The organism is Acidobacteriota bacterium, assembly GCA_039028635.1.
Taxonomy (GTDB): Bacteria; Acidobacteriota; Thermoanaerobaculia; order Multivoradales; family JBCCEF01; genus JBCCEF01.
Genome location: JBCCHV010000066.1, coordinates 18650 through 36083, shown reverse-complemented (window position 1 = coordinate 36083; position 17434 = coordinate 18650). Strand labels below are relative to the sequence as shown.

Sequence of the window (17434 nt, the reverse complement as noted above, 5' to 3'; positions counted from 1 at the left end):
GTTTGCGCCGCGAGGGGCTACCCGCCCCTCCCTGCGCGCCCCGCTCCGGCCCACGAAGCGCGGTTCTTGGGCCTCCTCTCCCGTCGCGGCGGCTGCGCCGCCACCGGGCCGGGGGCGCCCAGCCCTTCCGGGCCCGGAAGCAGGTTGCCGATGAGTTTTTCAGCAACCTGCTAGGCCGCAGTCCCGCCGATCCTGGACTTGACAGCCGGGGTCGCCCTTTGCATAATCCGTAAGCGCTTACAATTAATCATCTCCAGGGAGAGCCTCATGGACTTCTATCGACATCTCGGACCGATGGCCATCGGCTCGCGGCTGCGCGCCCTGACGGCTCGCATCACCGAGGACGCCGCCCAGCTCTACGCCCTCTACGGCTCTCCCCTCGACCCGCGCTGGTTTCCGGTGGTCTACGTGCTCGCCCACCAGGGCCCCTTGCCGGTGGGCGAGATCGGACGCATCATCGGCCACTCCCACGCCTCGGTGAGCCAGATTCTCAAGGCCATGACCAAGGCCGGCCTGGCGACTTCGGAGCGCAGTGCGGAGGATCGGCGCCAGCGCCTCGCCCGCCTCACCGAGGCCGGTCACCAGGCAGTCGACCAGATGGCGCCGCAGCGACGCGATGTCAGCGCCGCCGTCGACGACATCCTGGGCGCCATGAGCCACGACCTGTGGGCCGCCCTCGGCGAGGTCGAGGCGATCCTCGACCGCCAGAGCCTCTACGAGCGGGTCGCCCGGCGCTTTCACGCTTCCCCCGCCGGCGAGGTCGCAGTGCGCGACTTCGAGGCCGGCGACGGCCCGGCCTTCGAGCGCCTCAACCGCGAGTGGATCGACGCCTACTTCGAGATCGAGGAGCAGGACCTGCGTTACCTGCAGAATCCCGAGGCGACCATCCTCGAGCCCGGCGGCCAGATCCTGATGGCCCTCCACCGCGGCGAGGTGGTCGGCACCTGCGCCCTGATCAAGATGGACGACGGCGGCTTCGAGCTCGCCAAGATGGCGGTCACGCCCTCGGCCCAGGGTCTCGGAATCGGCGCCCTCCTCGGCCGAGCGGTGATCGAGCGGGCGCGCCAGCTCGGCGCGCCCCGCGCCTTCCTGGAAAGCAACCGGCGCCTGGCGCCGGCGCTCCAGCTCTACCGCAAGCTGGGTTTCGTCGAAGTCGAGAACCAGCCCTCCGGGTACTCACGGTCGGACATCCAGATGGAAATCCGGCTCAACGATCGGCCTGCCAGCGCAAGCTGAACCAATCGAGGTGGCGGGTGGCGATCATCAGCAAGGCGAGGACGGCGAACAAGCCCACCGCTCCCACCAGCAGGGCGAGATCCTCGAGGCGCAGCAGCACGAACAGATAGCCATAGAGCAGCGCCAAGGACACACCGACGATACCGGCGCGACGCCAACCGCCGAGCACGCTCGCCGAGTAGGCGGCGATCAATCCGACGGTGGCGACGGCGGCGAGGCCGTAGGCAGCAGCGAAGCCGAGGTGCTCGGCGAGGGCCAGCAGCAGGACGTAGAACACCGACTGGGCGAAGCCAACGAGCAGATACTGCACCGCATGCAGGCGCCGCGGGCTGGTGACCTCGAGCAGGAAGAAGGTGCCGAAGGTCAGCACGATGAACAACATCGCGTACTTCACCGCCCGCTCCGTCTGTTGGTAAGCGTCCGCCGGCAGAATCAAGGACACGCCGAAGGCCGTCGCGTCGAGGGTCACGTCGGCGACCTGGCCGTCCCACCACAGGCCTGGAAAGCCGCGGCCGAAGGCGGGCACTTGCCAGTCGGCCGCAAATCCCGCGGCATCGAGTCGGCGCTGCTGCGGCAGGAAGCTGCCGACGAACCCGGGATCCTGCCAGGGCGAGCCGAGAGCGACCGTCGTGAGGTCGCCCACCGGGATGAACAGCAGCTCTTCGGCGCCGCGCAACGAAAGGTCGAAGGAGAACGGCACCGCGCTGTCGGCGGCGAGGTCCGAAAGCGGTACCCGGATGCCACTGCCGAGGCCGTCGGCGAGACCGGCGCCGGGCCGGAAGGGGTATTCACCATCGCCCCACTCGAGGATCACTTCACGCTGCAAGCCGCGCGGTGTCGACAGCAACAGGGCCACTTCCGCATCCTGCCAGCGCACCCGGCGATCGTCGCCACCGAGATCTGGAATCTCGAAATGACCGCTGGCCGCCAGCTCGCTCTCGTAGAGCACGACCTCGAACAGGCCGCGATTGCGGATCTCGGGGTTGACCTCTCCCTGCCAGCTCAAGGATTTCGGCAAGATGCGAACGTAGTGGGCTTGCCAGTAGGTCTTGACGGCGTCGCCCTCTTTCTCGACCGGCCGCTCGCGCAGCACCTCGACCGGCACCGTCAGCACCGGGCCGAGCAGGGTCTGGGCGCTGCCCCAGGTGCGGGTGATCTCGTGGCGCACTTCCTGCTGCCGGCCCATGCGCTCGTTGACCAGGGAGCGCACCCGGCTCACCGGCAAGAGCAGCAGCAGAAGCAAAAAGCCCAGGGTCGCCAGCTTGACGAAGGTCGACTCCCCCAGGCGTTGAATCAGAGTTGGGTTTGCATTCGGCTCCATCCTCCCTCCTTTCGCCGCCATCAAGGCAAGGGAGTCGGGCGGCGGCAAAGCAGGACGAAGGCCGATCGGTGGCACTCCGTGTCAACCGGCTGGCGCGAGAGCACCTGCTATCCTGCAGCCATCTCTTTACATTCAGCTCACCATCAGCGCCAAGCCCACCCTCGATGCAAGGAGTCCCGATGAAAATCCTGGCTTGCTCGCTTCTGCTGACTTTGACCGCGGTGCCCCTCGCTGGTCAGAGCCTCAATCTCGACTTCGGCGCCCCGGACCATGGGCCGGACGCCAGCTACGCCGCAGCGGGCATCGCCGGGGTGTGGAACAGCCTGCCGGCGGACCACGCCACCACCACCGACGACCTGGTGGATCTCCAGGGCGCGGTGACGGCCGTCAGCGTGCGTCAGTTCGGCGGCCTCGACACCCCGCTCGCGGTCGACCCCAGCACCAGCGGCGACGACGCCCGCCTGCTCGACGACTACCTGGTCACCTTCAGCGCCGGCCTCGAGTCCTGCCTGTTCTTCACCGGCCTGATGCCGGGCGAGTACGTGGTCTTGATCTACGCCCGCATGCCGAACGCTCCGGACGTGCTGAGCGATACCTTCGTCGATCAAGAACTCGGCGTGCCCCACTACTCCGTGGGCGGCGCCTGGTCCGGCCAGCACCGCGAGCTGATCACCTTCTCGCGCCACCGCGTCCTGGTCGACGCGACCGGCCGACTCGACCTCCACTCGGGGATCGTGGCCGGCGCCGATCCCAGCCAGGGCGCCGCCCTCAATGGCCTGCAGATCCTGCGCGCCGAGATCTTCGAGGACGGATTCGAGAGCGGCGACCTGACGCGCTGGAGTAGCGTCGGTTAACGACGGCCGAGGATCAGCCTCCCGAGCTAGAATCGGGCCATGAAAATCGTCAGCATCGGCGGAGGTCCCGCAGGGCTCTATTTCGGCATTCTGATGAAGCGGGCGTTTCCGGAGACGGAGATCCGCATCCTCGAACGCAATCGCCCCGACGACACCTACGGCTGGGGCGTGGTGTTCTCGGACGAGACGCTGGAGAACTTCGAAGCCGCTGACGCGGTGAGCTACGCCGAGATCACGCGTCATTTCAAGCACTGGACCGACATCGAGACCTACCGCCACGGCGAGTGCACGGTCTCCACCGGCCATGGCTTTTCGGCGCTATCGCGCAAAAAGCTCCTGGCGATCCTGCACCGCCGGTGCCTCGACCTCGGTGTCGAGATCGAGTTCGAGCGCGAGGTCGCCAGCCTCGATGAGTTTCGCGATGCCGACCTGATTCTCGCCGCCGATGGCGCCAATAGCTGGGTACGCCGCCAGCTCGCCGACCAGTTCCGGCCGCGCATCGATTGGCGACGCTGCAAGTTCACCTGGCTGGGCACGGACAAGCCGCTGTCGGCCTTCACCTTCATCTTCGAGCCCAGCGAGCACGGCCTGTTCCAGGTCCACGCCTACCCCTTCGAGGAGGGCCTTTCGACCTGGATCGTCGAGTGCCGCGAAGAGACCTGGCAGGCGGCCGGCCTCGCCGCGGCCACCGAGGCGGAGACGGTGGCCTTCTGCGAAGAGCTCTTCGCCGAGCATCTCGACGGCTATCGGCTGCTCAACAACCGTTCCATCTGGCGCAGCTTCCCGACGGTTCAGTGCGAGACCTGGCACCACGGCAACGTCGTCCTGCTGGGGGACGCCGCCCACACCGCCCATTTCTCCGTCGGCTCCGGCACCAAGCTCGCCATGGAAGACGCGGTGACCCTCGTCGAGGCCTTCCAGCAGCGACCGGGGGGCTCCATTGCCGAGATCCTCGAGGCCTATGAGAACGCCCGCTGGGTGGAAGTCGTCAAGCTCCAGAAGGCCGCCCAGACCAGCCTCGAGTGGTTCGAGAACTCGGCCCGCTTCGAGGATCAGGAGTCGGTGCAGTTCACCTTCAACCTGATGACTCGCAGCAAGCGCATCACCTACGACAACCTCGCCGAACGGGATCCCGAGCTGGTGCGCCGGATCAACGCCTGGTACTGCCGCGACCGCGGGGTCGAAGTCCCCGCCGGCGCCGAGCCGCCGCCGCCCGCCTTCACTCCCTTCCGCCTCGGCGACCTCGAGCTCGCCAACCGCATCGTGGTCAGCCCGATGTGCCAGTACTCGGCCCGCGACGGCCTGATCGACGACTGGCACCTGGTGCACCTCGGCAGCCGCGCCATCGGCGGCGCCGGCCTGATCATCACCGAGATGACCGACGTCACGCCGGAAGGACGGATCACCCCCGGCTGCGCCGGTCTGTGGAACGACGATCACACCGCCGCCTGGAAGCGGGTGGTCGACTTCGTGCACGGCCACTCCGGCACCAAGATCGGCATCCAGCTCGCCCACGCCGGCCGCAAGGGCTCCGTCCACCATCCCTGGCAAGGGGAGGACATCCCGCTGACCGCGGCGGAAGGGGCCTGGCAAACCCTCGCCCCCTCGGCGCTGCCCTATTACCCCCACTGGCCGGTGCCGAAGGCCATGGACCGAGCCGACATGGAGCGCATCACGGCAGCCTTCGTGGCCGCCGCCGAGCGCGCCCTCGAGGCCGGATTCGACCTCCTCGAGCTGCACATGGCCCACGGCTACCTGCTGTCGAGCTTCCTGTCGCCGCTTTCCAATCAGCGCCGGGACGAGTATGGCGGCAGCCTCGAGAATCGCATCCGCTATCCCCTCGAGGTGCTGCGGGCGGTGCGCGCCGTCTGGCCCAAGGTGCTGGCGGTGCGGGTCTCGGCGAGCGACTGGATGGACGACGGCAGCGGCACGACGCCGGACGAAACGGTAGCCATCGCGCGCCGCTTGAGCGCCGCCGGCTGCGACATTCTCGACGTCTCGTCGGCGGGAAACTCCCCCGAGTCCCTGCCCGAGTACGGCCGCATGTACCAGGTGCCCTTCGCCGAGAAGGCGCGCTTCGAGACCGATCTCCCGGTGATGGCCGTCGGTGCCCTCCAGGGGGCCGATCACGCCAACACGGTGCTCGCCGCCGGCCGCGCCGACCTCGCGCTGATGGCGCGACCACACCTCCACAACCCCTATCTCACGCTCCACGCCGCCGAGCACTATGAGCTGTGGGATCACCCCTGGCCCGGCCAGTACGTCCTCGGGCGGGCGACCCCGCCCAGAGCCAGCCGGCGGCGCAAGCTGCGCCCCCTGTCACCGATGGGGCCGCGGCGCGAATCCCTGCCGGAGGAAGAAGCTTCCAAGGCCCCGCTGGTCGCCGAGCCGATCGCCGAATGACCTTCCGCAGTCGGCTGACGGTGCGCTTCGCCGACGTCGACAGCGCCGGCATCGTCTACTACCCACGCATCCCGCACTACTTCCATGTCGCCATGGAAGAGGTCTTCGGGGCGGCCCTCGGCGTGCCCTATCCGGAGCTGATCAACCAGCGCCAGGTCGGGCTGCCAGCGGTTCGCCTGGAGGTCGACTACCGCCGCCCCCTGGCCTACGGCGACGTCATCGAGGCCGAAGCCCGCGTCCTCGATCTCGGGAAAACCTCCGTCACCTGGCGCTTCCGGCTCTACCACCAGGGCGACGAGATCGCCGCCGAGGGTCGCGTGGTCACTGTGTGGATGGACCTGGCGGCCTATCGCAAGAAGCCCCTGCCGGAGTGGCTCCGCCAGGGACTCGAAGGGCTGAAGGTCTAGGAGCCCAAAGCGCGCCTTTCAGCGTTTCCTAATACCAGAGGCAGCGCAGGGTCAGGGTCGAGCCGCCGTGAGTGCCACAGACACAGATCTCGGGCTCGAAGGGTGCCAGCAGACAGAGCTGCGTCGAGCCGGCGACCGGACAGGAGCGACCGTTCATGGCGAAGCAGCTCGGATAGTTCAGGCGCTGGTCTTCACTCGACTGCTTGACGAGCAGCTCCGAGAAGTCGATCTTCTCGGCTTCTTTTTCCTCGGACGCCGGCGCCGCCGTCAGTCCAGCGGTGGCGAGAGCAAGGCAGATCAGCGTTACCAGGACCATCGACCATCGGTTCATGCGTCAGCTCCTCTTCATGAAGCCCTGCGGGATTGCAGGCGCGCAGCGACCATAGCCGATATTAAATAATATTTCTATATACTCACATTTTCATGAAAGCAAAACCCCTGGTGCGCGCTGCAGCTCCTACTCCCCGCCGCGGTTGGCGAGGAACTGGTCGAGCACCTGGCGATAGCGCTCCTCCTCGGGATCGAGCTCGGCCGCCCGCCGCAGGGCGCGCAGGGCCTCCTGCGGAGCGCCCGCCTGGTCGTAGACGATGGCGAGATTGAAGTAGGAGTCGGCGAAGGCCGGATCGGCATCGATTGCCGCCACCAGAAGCTCGCTGGCACGCTGCAGCTCGCCGCGACGACCGAAGGCGATTCCCAGGTTGTTGAGCGCACCGACGTGCCGCGGATCGACCCCGAGGGTCCGCTCGTAGGCCTCGAGGGCCCCCTCCGGATCCCCCTGCCGGGCGCGCATCACGCCACGGTTGTACCAGGCCTCGGCATCTTCGGGATCCACCGCCAGAGCTCGGTTGAGCTCGCCTTCGGCCTCCTCGAGGCGCCCCTGCTGGAGCAGGGTGACGGCCAGGTCGGCGCGCAATCCGGGCGCCGAGGGATCGAGGGCGAGGGCTTTGCGAAGGGCCGCTTCGGACTCTCCCCAGCGCCCCGCCCGCCGATGGGTCAGAGCCAAACTGCGGTAGACCTCGGCACTCTCGGGACGATCCGCGAGCACCTCCTGCAGCGCCGCTTCGGACTCCTCGAAGCGCCCCGCCTCGCGCAGCAGGACGCCTAGATTCTGGCGCGCCTCGCCGTAATCCGGTCGTCGATCGAGGGCCGTTTCGAGAGCCGCGATGGCGGCATCGCGCCGTCCCAGTCGAGCCTGCGCCACCCCGAGGTTGAACCAGCCTTCGGCACGCTCCGGAGCGATGTCAGTGGCCCGCTCGAGACGTTCCACGGCGAGGGCCGGCCGTCCCGTCTTCTGGTAGAGGATGCCGAGATTGAGCAACAGCTCGGGATCATCCGGCAGGATCTCGGCGGCACGAAGCAGCGGCGCCTCGGCCTCGCGCAGCTTGCCTGCCCACCCCAGCACCTTGGCCAGATTGAGATCGCGTTGGGCATAGTAGCTGCGGTCGATATCCGCCATCACCGCGGCGTCGATCTCGGCCCGCCGCGCCACCGGCAAGGCCGCCGCCACCTGCCCTTCCCGCACCAGCCAGTCGAGGATCTCTGCCGCCAGGCGACGGTGCACGGCCAGCGCCGGATGAACGTGGTCCTGTAGGAACTCGTCACCCAGCAGATCGTGCCCGAAGCGCTCGCGGCTTTCCGTCTCGATCATCTCCCGCAGGGGAATCCAAGGCACTCCGTTGCGCTCCGCCGCCGCCGCCAACCGCTGGTGGATGCTCTCGAGAGCGCGCAGCGGAGCCACGTCCTCGTCCTTGGCCTTGAGCAGCGCGGCGCGGGCCGCCTCGTGGTCCCCTTCGGCGAAGAGCGCCTGCCCGAAGAGGAACCAACCCTCTGCGTGTCGCTCGTCGAGCCCTACCGCATCCTCCAAAAGCGACCGGGCTTCACCGCTGCGTCCCTCGGCCAAAGCTGCTCCGGCGCGCCCCAGAAGCTCATCGAAACGCTGTCGAGCGGACGGCGCGAGGCCTTCGCCGGGCTCGGCCTTGAAGGGCGAGAAGTCTTTGACGTTGGCGATCGGATCGACCACCACGATGTCTGCCCCGGCGCGCCGGGCGATGGCGATGATGCGGTCGAGGTTGAGGTCGAAGTGCTCGACCACCGACGCCTCGAGGGCATCGTCCCGCCGGTAGCGCTCGAGACCGGTCCAGCCATCGAGCTTGGTCTCGACCTCGGCCCCCAGGGTGACCCGCTCCGCGTCGTCGCCCTGGGCCGGCCGCAGCAGGCTGGCGAAGCGCCGCCGCGCCAGCCAGGCCCGTGCCCCTTGGAGGGCACGGTTGCCGGCCTTGAGCTCGCCGTAGCTGCGTTCCTCGAGAAACTCGTTGTGGCCGGTGTAGAGGACGAACAGGTCCGGTTGATAGCGCTCTAGCTCCTGCATCAGCAACGCGACGCGATAGCTGGCATAGGAGATGGCGCCGGCGTTGATCACCTCGAAGCGGCGCTCCGGCGCCGCCGCCGCGAGATAGTGACCGAGCCAGGCTCCGAAGGCGACCCGATGATCGTATGGGCGACCGGCCGTGGTCGACCCACCGAGGGTGAACACCCGATAGGTGCCGGTGGCCTTCGGGCGGTCGAACTCTTGTGGATTGAAGAAGGTCAGCTTGCGCGGGTTGGTGCGCCAGATGTCGCGACCGTCGTCGGCGGTGGCGGCAACGAACAGATCGCTGCCGGGGGCGAAACCGACCAGAGGATCCTCTCCGAGGGGCGCTTCTCCCACCCCGGCCAGAACCAGCACCCCCTCGAGCAGAGCCAAGACCAACAGCGGGCTGAGCAAGCCCACCACCACCAGCCCGAGGCGGCGCCCGATCTTGGACTCGGCGGTCATCGCCCTCCCGCCGCCGCCACCAGGAAAGCGGCGGTCACCAGGCCGAAGAGGGTGATCGGCGGCACGAAGAAATAGCTCCAGCTGAGGGCGATCATCGCCACGCCGACGGCACCGTTGAACAGAGCAGGGCCCCGCAAAGAGCCCTCGGTACGATGCAGCAGAATCAGATTGAGTCCCCAGAGCGCGAGGCAGAGGATCGTCAGCGAAACGCTGAAGCCGTTGAAGAAATCCATCAGGCTGCGCTCGAAACCCTGCCCCATGTCGCGCTGGAAGGTTGTCGCCAAGCGCAGCAGCTCGACTTCGTCGGGGTCGGTCGGAACCCGAGCGGAGCTGCCGAGATGAGCCCACAAGTGGATCGCACCGGTCGCACCGTAGAGCCAGGCGCCAGCGCCATACGCAACTCGAGACAGTTTCATTGTCGCCCTCGCTCTAGATCCGAAAGTGGTCCGGTCGCCAGGTCTTGATGCGCTTCTTGATCTGCTCGGTGCCGAGGCCTTCGTCGAGGGTCCTCAGGGCGAGGTCCACGACCTCCTCGTCGGAGGCGAAGCGCAGGCCCACTGCCTGGCGTGGCGTCAGCTCGTCGATGCGACCTTCGAGACCATGACCGGCGGGGGTCAGGCGCTCCAGCCGAAGGCGCTCTTCGAGCCGAATGACGCGATCCTGAGCACCGAGGGCGAAGACCCGCGCATAGAGCAACGAGCCGATCAAGGCCGCCGCCACCAGGACCCCGAGCACGGTTTCGAAGCCCGGTGCCCGGAACAGCCGATAGCCCTGCCAGAAGAGCAGGATCAACAGGACACCAAAGGTGACGAAGTGGTACCCCGGCACATAGCGCCGGTGTTTGGATAGAGACTGCGGTGCGTCGGCCATCGGCTCCCTCTCCTTCCGAAGGAATGATCGCGTACAGCCCCGAGACGGTCACCGACCGCCCGGGGCGATCTTCAGATACCGAGCATAGAAAATCGCGCTGCGACCGCCAAGCACGACGATTCGCGGAGAGCCCTTCTTCGAAAGACGTTGTGGAGAAAAAAAGGGCCCGAGGTCTCCGATCGTTGGTTGCCAACAGGAACCGGGACCTCGGGACAAAAGCGCTCGGGAGAATCGGCCTCAGGACGAGGCGATCCCTCCCACTTCGAACCTCGCAAGGCGTGGCAGAACCACGACTCAGCGAATTCTGGCGAGGTCGGCACCCTGACAACCGGTGCACGACCCTTCCGATCTAAAAGGCGGAAGAACTGCGCACAATGTCTCATCGCGATTGCATTTTTTTCAGCGAACGGCCCGAGGCCCCGCCGACGGCGGTTCTCAGAGGATCCTCTCCATGACGCAACGCTGGGTCGGGTCGAATCCCCAGGAGGCTTCTTCGGCGAGGATTGCCTTCATCTCGGGACCGTCTGCGGTCGTCAGGACGAAACCGAGGCGCTCGTAAAAGGGCCGATTCCAGGGGACGTCGCGAAACGTGGTCAGGGTGACGGTGCGATGCCCACGCTGGCGAGCAACCTCGAGAGAGTGCTCGACCAGTCGACGGCCGATTCCGCGGCCGCCGAGCTCCGGCAGAACGTCGATTTCGTAGAGGTGGCCGTGGCCGTCGATCACGCCGAGGCGATACCAGCCGACGACCTTTTCCTGGTCGCTCTCGGCAACGAAAAGCTGGCCGCGGGCCTGCGCCTCGCGCAGTTCCTCGAGGGGCGTCGGCTCGCCGTCATCGAGGGCCAGGCGGTCCCGCCAGGGCTCGAAAAGAACGGCGGCTCGGCGCTCGATTTCCGCTAGCCAGGGCACCTCCCGGGGCTCGGCCTGACGAATCGTGATCGCAACCCTCATCGCGACCTGCACTCGACCGTCGGTTCGGCGATGCCTCGCCGGGCAGTGCCGGGAGACCCACCAGCGGCACGCCGCCAGGAACTCCGGCCAAGCAATTCGAGGGACGCTGGCCCTCCGTCGACGTATGGGGGGAGTCTGGGATTCAGAACAAACGCCGACGGACGCTCGGGCCAACGTCCCTCGATCCACCAAGGCGTCGAATCCGAGGAAAACGTCTCATGGGATTTCGAATTCGACACTCTCGAAGGTCCTCACACGGCCACCGCCGGCAGGGCGCGACCGGTCTCCAACAGGCTCTTCAGGCTATCCAGGATCGGCACCCAACCACGCGCCACCATCTGGAAAGTTCGGGTCTCCGTCTCGAAGCCATCGTGCACCAGGGTGAGGCGGCAGACCTCCTCTTCCTTGCCGACGCTCTCGATCTCCCAGGTGACCCGCGACGGCGGATCGGAGGTCCGCTTTTCGTCATGGGCGGCGGTGAACTGCCAGCTCACCACCAGGCGCTGGGGGGCCGCGATCTCGAGCACCTCGCCGACCACCATCTCTTGGCCATCGGGGCCGCGGTAGACCATCGGCGAGCCCACCTGCCAGTCCGACTCGATGCGGGTCTCGTGGAAATAGAGCTGGGTCATTTCGCCGCTGGTGATCGCCTGCCACAGCTTCTCCGGCGAGGTACGAATGTAGATCTCATAGACGTGCTTGGGTTTCTGACTCACGGTTCCCTCCAGAGAGTTCTTCAGGCCGCCCATCAGGCCGACCCAAGGTGCCGCGTACTTGCTCAGCCAGCGTTCCTGAATGCGGCCGATGGGCACCGGATTGAGGTAGTGGTACTTGCACCGCCCGACCTTGCAAGTGGTCACCAGGCCCGCCGCCTCCAGCACCCGCAGGTGCTTCATCACGCCGTAGCGACTCATCTCCAGACAACCCTCGAGCTCACCGAGGGTCTGTCCGTCGCCGGCGAACAGGCGATCGAGAAGGAGCCGCCGACTGGGATCGGCCAGGGCCTTGAACACGGTGTCATCCATGGCCCAGACGATACGTGACCAATAAGTCACCTGTCAAGGCACCAGGAAGTCTCCATGCCCCCGTCCCAGTCAATTGTCATCTTCTGGTCATGGCCTTTGGACGGCTCCTCGGCCCAAGATCCGAGCCGTCGGCGGAGGCAGTCTCCGATGGCGCTGAACGATTTCTCAACTCTCGGGAACTAGGAGACAGGCATGACTGAGCAAACTCTTCGACCGCGGCTCATCCGGTGGCTCTGGAGCCTCTTGATCACAGGCCTGAGCCTGCCCCTGGCCTTGATCGTCGGCGCGCAAGAGCCTCTTGATCTGAGCCACTTCGATGGCGCCGACCAATGGCCCCTTTACGCTCCCGGAGACCTCACCGTCGACACAGGCTCGATGACCGCGGTGACGGTCGCCTACGACGGGGTCTTCGCGACCCCGGAGGGTCCGCTCGAGCTCTTGACGACCATCGATTTCAACAAAGCCATGTTCCGAGGTGTCCCCGCGACATGGATGCTGTGGACCTTCACCAGCGAACAGGCCGGGGACCACGGTGTCCCGAGCCTCGACCTCCTGGTCATGGAGCGCAAGACCGGCGCCCTGCGCTATCGCATGGCGCCGACGAAGCCACGCAGTGACTGGGGCGGCCCCTACAGCTTCGTCGGCGTCGAAGCCGGCGAGTTGCGGCGAACCGAGGTACCCGATGAGGGGCCCTCGAAGAACCGAGTGGTCTCCATTGAGCGCCCCCTCTTCGACTTCGGAGGCCTTCCCTTCGTACTTCCCTTTCTCGATCTTCGAAAGGGCCAAGGGCTCCGACTCCACGCCTACCAACAGTCTGCCGCAAGCGGGGTCCAGTTGCTGAACGTCAAGGTCATCGGAGAAACCACCATCACCGATTCCCGCGGCCAGCGCCACCAAGCTCTCGAGATTCAATCCCTCGCACCGAGCCGATCCTCGCGGGTCAGTTTCTTCGTGTCCAATAAAGCCCCGTACTTCTTGGGCTGGGACTATCGAAATGTTGCCGACGGTTCTTCGTTGTTCAAGATGACCTATCGGGGATTCCAAAAGAGCTATATCGGCCGATGACGGCACTGGGTTCGCAGGCCGACTGGGACAGGGCCTCACTCGTGGCGCCGACTCCATGAACGACCGCGAGCCCGCTGGCTCCGCCTCACCAGGTGTCCTCGTCTTCGCTCCCTTTCGCCTCGACCTCCGGAGTGGCGAGCTCTGGCGAGGGAAGACGAGGGTCCACCTCCGCCCGCAGTCCCTGGAAGTTCTTCGTACCCTCCTCAAGCAACCTGGCCAGATCGTGCCGCGAGACCGGCTGGTCTCACGGCTCTGGCCTCAGGGAGAGGTTTTCGTCGACTACGAGCTCGGACTCAACAGCGTAGTTCGACGGCTCCGCCGAGCGCTTGGCGACTCGGCGAAAGATCCCCGGTTCATCGAGACACTGCCACGGCAGGGCTATCGCTTCATCGCCTCCGTCGGGCCTGGATCCGACCTCGAGCCCGGGCAGAAGGCGGGCCCCCGATCCTTACCTCGAACCCTCCTCGCGGCCGGTCTCACCGTCCTCGCTATTGGCATCAGCCTGGCAGGAATCATCACCGGAAGCAGGCTTCCCCGCCCCAACCCGGCACCTGTGCCCTCCGAAATCGTGCTCGCCATCGAGCCCTTCGAACGAACAGATCAGGAACCGTATGAGCCCCATCTCGCGACGGCCCTGGCGCAAGAGATTTTGGTCGAAGTCGGCAGCAGCTCTGATCCCCAGGGGGCCATCCTCGCCCAGTGGCGCGACCGCAGGCACCCACCCGAACGGCCCCGGGACTCACCGGAGCTCTATCGACTCTCGGGCAGCTTCCGTAAGATCGAAGACGATCGCTTCGAAATCACTTTTCGACTGCATCGCCCCGCCACCGGCACAGTCCTCGAACAACAGGCCTTCGAGTACCCAGCGATCGAGGCGGGACTTGTCCCCCAAGACCTGGCACGGGAAATCGCAGAGGCTGTCGTGGCAGCCCTTCCTGGCCATCGCATCGGCAGACTGTCCGACGTGAGAAGGCCCGTGAATGCTCAGGCTTACGACGAGTACCTCAAGGGACTCTACCTGCGAGCCAACGATCGGAGTATCGAGCTCCAAGCGGCCCTCGAGCATTTCAAACGGGCGGTCGACCTCGACCCGGATTTCATCCAGGGATTCTCGGCCCTCGCCACGACCCACCTTCGTCTCGCCCTGCGATCCTCGTCAGCCGGCCACTGGCAGCAAGCCAGCACGGCCGCCCATCAAGCCATCGAGAGAGACTCGGATCTGGCCGAGGCCCATCTCGCCAAGGGACTTGTCGAGCTCTACCGCGAGTGGGACTTCGCGGCCGCCGAGGCATCCCTTCGCCGAGCTCTCGAGCTGGCACCGGGCTGGGGAGACAGCCACAGCGCCTTGGCTTCCTATCTCGCCACTCTGGGTCACTACGACGAAGCCATTCCGCGAGCCAAGCTAGCCCGCCGGCTGGACCCTGCAAAGTTCAGCCTGAGTAGCGATCTTTGCTGGTACCTGATCCACGCCAGCCGATTCGCCGACGCCGAACTGGAGTGCAGCCGCGCCCTCGAGCTGGAGCCAGAGCACGCCTTGTCGCTCCTAGGACAGGCCGAAGCCGCAAGGCGTTTGGGCAACTTTCAGCTCGCCCTCGAGTCGACGGCACGAGCTCTCCGAACCTCCATCCCAGCCCAGGACGCCTCCAGCTCGATCACACCGGCGAGTCGCCTCGACCGGCTCTGGCAAGAAGCCTCAGCCGCCGAATCAACGCCGATCCACAGCACATCACCCTACTTCGCCGCGGTCGCCGCCGCACTGGCAGGACACGAAGAAAAGGCCATAGCACTCCTCACCCGCGCACGCGATCGCCGGTATCCGGCACTCCTCCATTTTCGAACCGATCCCAGACTCGAATCCATCAAGTCCCATCCGGAGTACGCCCAACTCGTGGAATCGATTGGATTCCCTGATCCCTAGCAGCACTGGAAAAACTCGAGGATCGCGGTGTCTCGGTCCGGGCCGGACCCCGAGCCCCAAGGGCGAGGCGGCGCCCTGCGGGCGCCAAGGTCGGGGGTGAGGCCGCACGACATGTGCGTGTGGCATAGGGGGGCGCCTTGAGCGCCTTGAGCCCCCCTGGAAAAACAGCAGGCCGGGACAGTTCCTGAGCGCCGCCGGGGCGCCAGCCAACCGCTGCCGGACCCGGCACTCAGGTGCCAAGCCATAGAATGGCGCCGCACTCAATTTTCAGGAGATTCCATGCTCAACGTTGCCATGGTGTTGCGCGAGTCGGCCAAGCGCTATCCGCAGAAACCTGCCGTCGTCGCAGGCCCTTCGTCCTTGACCTTTGGCGAGCTCGACGAGCGCGCCCGACGCTTTGCCGGCGCCTTGCGGGATCTCGGCATCGCTCCTGGCGACAAGGTCGCCCTGGCCTGCCCCAACTTGCCGGCCTTCACCGTCGCCTACTTCGGCATCCTGGCGGCCGGCGCCGTCGTGGTGCCCCTGAACGTGCTGCTCAAGGCGCGCGAGATCGCCTACCACCTGGAGGACTCGCAAGCGCGCGCCCTGGTGTGCTTCGCCGGCACGCCGGAGCTGCCCCTCGGCGCCGCCGGCCGGGAGGCCTTCGCTCAGGTGCCGGGCTGTCGCCACTTCGTCGAGATTCCGGCCGGCCCGGAGAGCGCCGCCGAGAACACCCTCGATGGCCTGATCGAGAGCACGCCCGACGCCCTCGACCTCAGTGCCACCGCCGAGGCCGATTCGGCGGTGATCCTCTACACCTCGGGAACCACCGGCCAACCGAAGGGCGCCGAGCTCACCCACAGCAACATCTTCCTCAACGCCCAGGTGTGCGCCGACATGATGCGCTATCGGGCGGACGACATCGCCCTCGTCGTTCTGCCGCTGTTCCATTCCTTCGGCCAGGTGGTACAGCTCGTTGCCGGCATGCTGCGCTCCGTCACCTCGGTGCTCTTGCCGCGCTTCGAGCCCGAAGCCGTGCTCGCCCAGCTCAGCGAGCACCGCGTCACCGTCTTCTGCGGCGTCCCCACCATGTACTGGGCCTTGCTCCACGCTCCCGAGGAAACTTCGGCGGCGATCGCCCGCCACCTCCGGCTGGCGGTCTCCGGCGGCGCCTCCCTGCCGGTGCAGGTGCTGCGCGACTTCGAGCAGCGCTTCGAGGTCCCGATCCTCGAGGGCTACGGTCTTTCGGAGACCTCGCCGGTGGTCTCCTTCAACCACCTCGACCACTCGCGCAAGGCCGGCTCCGTGGGCACCCCGATCTGGGGCGTCGACCTGCGCTTGGCCCGGGAAGACGGCAGCGAGCCGCCGATCGGCGAGCCCGGGGAGATCCTGGTTCGCGGCCACAACGTGATGAAGGGCTACTACCGTCGGCCGGAAGCCACCGCCGAGACCATCCGTGACGGTTGGCTGCACACCGGCGACGTCGGCCGGGTCGACGAGGACGGCTTCTACTTCATCGTCGACCGCACCAAGGACATGATTCTGCGCGGCGGCTTCAACGTCTATCCACGGGAGATCGAGGAGGTCCTGCTGCAGCATCCCGAGATCTCCCTGGCCGCGGTCATCGGCGAGCCGGACGCGGAGCACGGCGAGGAAGTGGTGGCCTACATCGTGCCGAAGGAGGGTTGCCAGCCGCAGCCGGAAGCCATCGTCGCTTGGGGCCGGGAGCAGATGGCGGCCTACAAGTATCCGCGTCGGGTCGAGGTGCGGGCGAGCCTGCCGATGACGGCCACTGGAAAGATTCTCAAAAAGGAGCTGCGCCAGGGGACCTGAGGCGATCCGTCGCTCGGCCAGGGAATGCCACCTCCCGGATTCGCGTTGAGGAGACCGATACCGGACCCGTCTTCCTTCAGGAGATCACTTCATGGCACTTTTCGGACGAGACAAGCTCGAGCGACCGACCAAGGAAACCGCTCTTCCAGGACGCGCGGAGGCCCTCGCCGTCCCCAGCCGCCATCACGTGCTGGACGCTCCCCTCGAGGGCCCCTATCCGGACGGCCATGCCCAGGCCCTCTTCGGCATGGGCTGCTTCTGGGGCGCCGAACGCAAGTTCTGGCAGGCGGAGGGAGTCTTCACCACCGCCGTCGGCTATGCCGGAGGGTTCACCCCGAACCCGACCTACGAAGAGGTGTGCTCCGGCGGCACCGGTCACGCCGAGGTCGTCCAGGTGGTGTGGGATCCGAACAAGACCTCCTTCGAGGCGATGCTGAAGATCTTTTGGGAAAACCACGATCCGACCCAGGGCATGCGCCAGGGCAACGACGTCGGCACCCAGTACCGCTCCGTGCTCTACACCACCTCCGACGCCCAGCGGCGCGCCGCCCTGATGTCGCGCAACGCCTACCAGCAGCATCTGGCGGCGGCCGGACACGGCGAGATCACCACCGAGCTCCTCGAAGCCCCGAAGTTCTTCTTCGCCGAGGACTATCACCAGCAGTACCTGTCGAAGAACCCCAACGGCTACTGCGGCATGGGCGGCACCGGCGTGAGCTGCCCGGTCGGGTTGGCCTCCCAGGGGGTCTAGAGGCCG

15 protein-coding genes are annotated in these 17434 nt (G+C 66.6%); 8 read left to right on the top strand and 7 right to left on the bottom strand.

The features are described 5' to 3' along the window. The first annotated feature begins 267 nt into the window (after window positions 1–267). Window positions 268–1236 carry a bifunctional helix-turn-helix transcriptional regulator/GNAT family N-acetyltransferase gene (locus AAF604_21285; GenBank protein MEM7052214.1) on the top strand — a complete coding sequence of 323 codons (969 nt, stop codon included), beginning with the start codon at window positions 268–270 and terminating at the stop codon, window positions 1234–1236. On the opposite strand, the gene creD is transcribed toward AAF604_21285, so the two are convergent. Next, the gene (creD, locus tag AAF604_21280) at window positions 1208–2557 is read right to left on the bottom strand and encodes a cell envelope integrity protein CreD (GenBank protein ID MEM7052213.1); all 1350 of its coding nucleotides are present in this window, start codon (window positions 2555–2557) and stop codon (window positions 1208–1210) included. The genes AAF604_21285 and creD overlap by 29 nt on opposite strands. A 179-nt stretch (window positions 2558–2736) precedes the next feature. Between creD and AAF604_21275 the strand changes: the two genes are divergently transcribed. Genes AAF604_21275 through AAF604_21265 form a run of 3 tightly spaced genes read left to right on the top strand, consistent with a single transcriptional unit; the run spans window position 2737 to window position 6221 of the window. Next, complete coding sequence (locus tag AAF604_21275) at window positions 2737–3411, top strand: hypothetical protein (GenBank protein MEM7052212.1); 675 nt, start codon at window positions 2737–2739, stop codon at window positions 3409–3411. Between the two features lie 39 nt (window positions 3412–3450). Continuing rightward, window positions 3451–5814, top strand: a complete 2364-nt coding sequence (locus tag AAF604_21270) for a bifunctional salicylyl-CoA 5-hydroxylase/oxidoreductase (protein ID MEM7052211.1) — start codon at window positions 3451–3453, stop codon at window positions 5812–5814. Continuing rightward, entirely contained in the window at window positions 5811–6221 is a 411-nt protein-coding gene (locus AAF604_21265) for a thioesterase family protein (protein ID MEM7052210.1), read from the top strand. The genes AAF604_21270 and AAF604_21265 overlap by 4 nt, the downstream gene beginning before the upstream one ends. Window positions 6222–6249: 28 nt before the next feature. Here the strand turns inward: AAF604_21265 and AAF604_21260 are convergent, their stop codons facing one another. The 6 genes from AAF604_21260 to AAF604_21235 all read right to left on the bottom strand — a co-directional run bounded on the left by AAF604_21260 (window position 6250) and on the right by AAF604_21235 (window position 11882). Beyond that, window positions 6250–6552, bottom strand: a complete 303-nt coding sequence (locus AAF604_21260) for a hypothetical protein (protein ID MEM7052209.1) — start codon at window positions 6550–6552, stop codon at window positions 6250–6252. A gap of 126 nt (window positions 6553–6678) precedes the next feature. After that, window positions 6679–9036 carry a tetratricopeptide repeat protein gene (locus AAF604_21255; protein ID MEM7052208.1) on the bottom strand — a complete coding sequence of 786 codons (2358 nt, stop codon included), beginning with the start codon at window positions 9034–9036 and terminating at the stop codon, window positions 6679–6681. After that, the gene (locus AAF604_21250; protein MEM7052207.1) at window positions 9033–9452 is read right to left on the bottom strand and encodes a hypothetical protein; all 420 of its coding nucleotides are present in this window, start codon (window positions 9450–9452) and stop codon (window positions 9033–9035) included. The genes AAF604_21255 and AAF604_21250 overlap by 4 nt, the downstream gene beginning before the upstream one ends. Window positions 9453–9465: 13 nt before the next feature. Further along, window positions 9466–9906, bottom strand: a complete 441-nt coding sequence (locus AAF604_21245; protein MEM7052206.1) for a DUF6526 family protein — start codon at window positions 9904–9906, stop codon at window positions 9466–9468. A gap of 435 nt (window positions 9907–10341) precedes the next feature. After that, the gene (locus AAF604_21240) at window positions 10342–10857 is read right to left on the bottom strand and encodes a GNAT family N-acetyltransferase (protein ID MEM7052205.1); all 516 of its coding nucleotides are present in this window, start codon (window positions 10855–10857) and stop codon (window positions 10342–10344) included. A 251-nt stretch (window positions 10858–11108) separates the two neighbouring features. Beyond that, window positions 11109–11882 (bottom strand): SRPBCC domain-containing protein, encoded by a 774-nt coding sequence (locus AAF604_21235; GenBank protein MEM7052204.1) that lies wholly within the window; start codon window positions 11880–11882, stop codon window positions 11109–11111. Between the two features lie 192 nt (window positions 11883–12074). Between AAF604_21235 and AAF604_21230 the strand changes: the two genes are divergently transcribed. The 4 genes from AAF604_21230 (at window position 12075) to msrA (ending at window position 17428) form a co-directional block, all read left to right on the top strand. Next, window positions 12075–12947: a hypothetical protein gene (locus AAF604_21230; protein MEM7052203.1), complete on the top strand. Its 873-nt coding sequence runs from the start codon at window positions 12075–12077 to the stop codon at window positions 12945–12947. Window positions 12948–13923: 976 nt separating this feature from the next. After that, entirely contained in the window at window positions 13924–14865 is a 942-nt protein-coding gene (locus AAF604_21225; GenBank protein MEM7052202.1) for a tetratricopeptide repeat protein, read from the top strand. Window positions 14866–15144: 279 nt separating this feature from the next. Next, on the top strand, window positions 15145–16677 hold the full coding sequence (locus tag AAF604_21220) for a long-chain fatty acid--CoA ligase (protein MEM7052201.1): 1533 nt from the start codon (window positions 15145–15147) through the stop codon (window positions 16675–16677). A gap of 91 nt (window positions 16678–16768) precedes the next feature. Then, window positions 16769–17428 (top strand): peptide-methionine (S)-S-oxide reductase MsrA, encoded by a 660-nt coding sequence (gene msrA, locus AAF604_21215; GenBank protein MEM7052200.1) that lies wholly within the window; start codon window positions 16769–16771, stop codon window positions 17426–17428. Window positions 17429–17434: the final 6 nt, after the last annotated feature.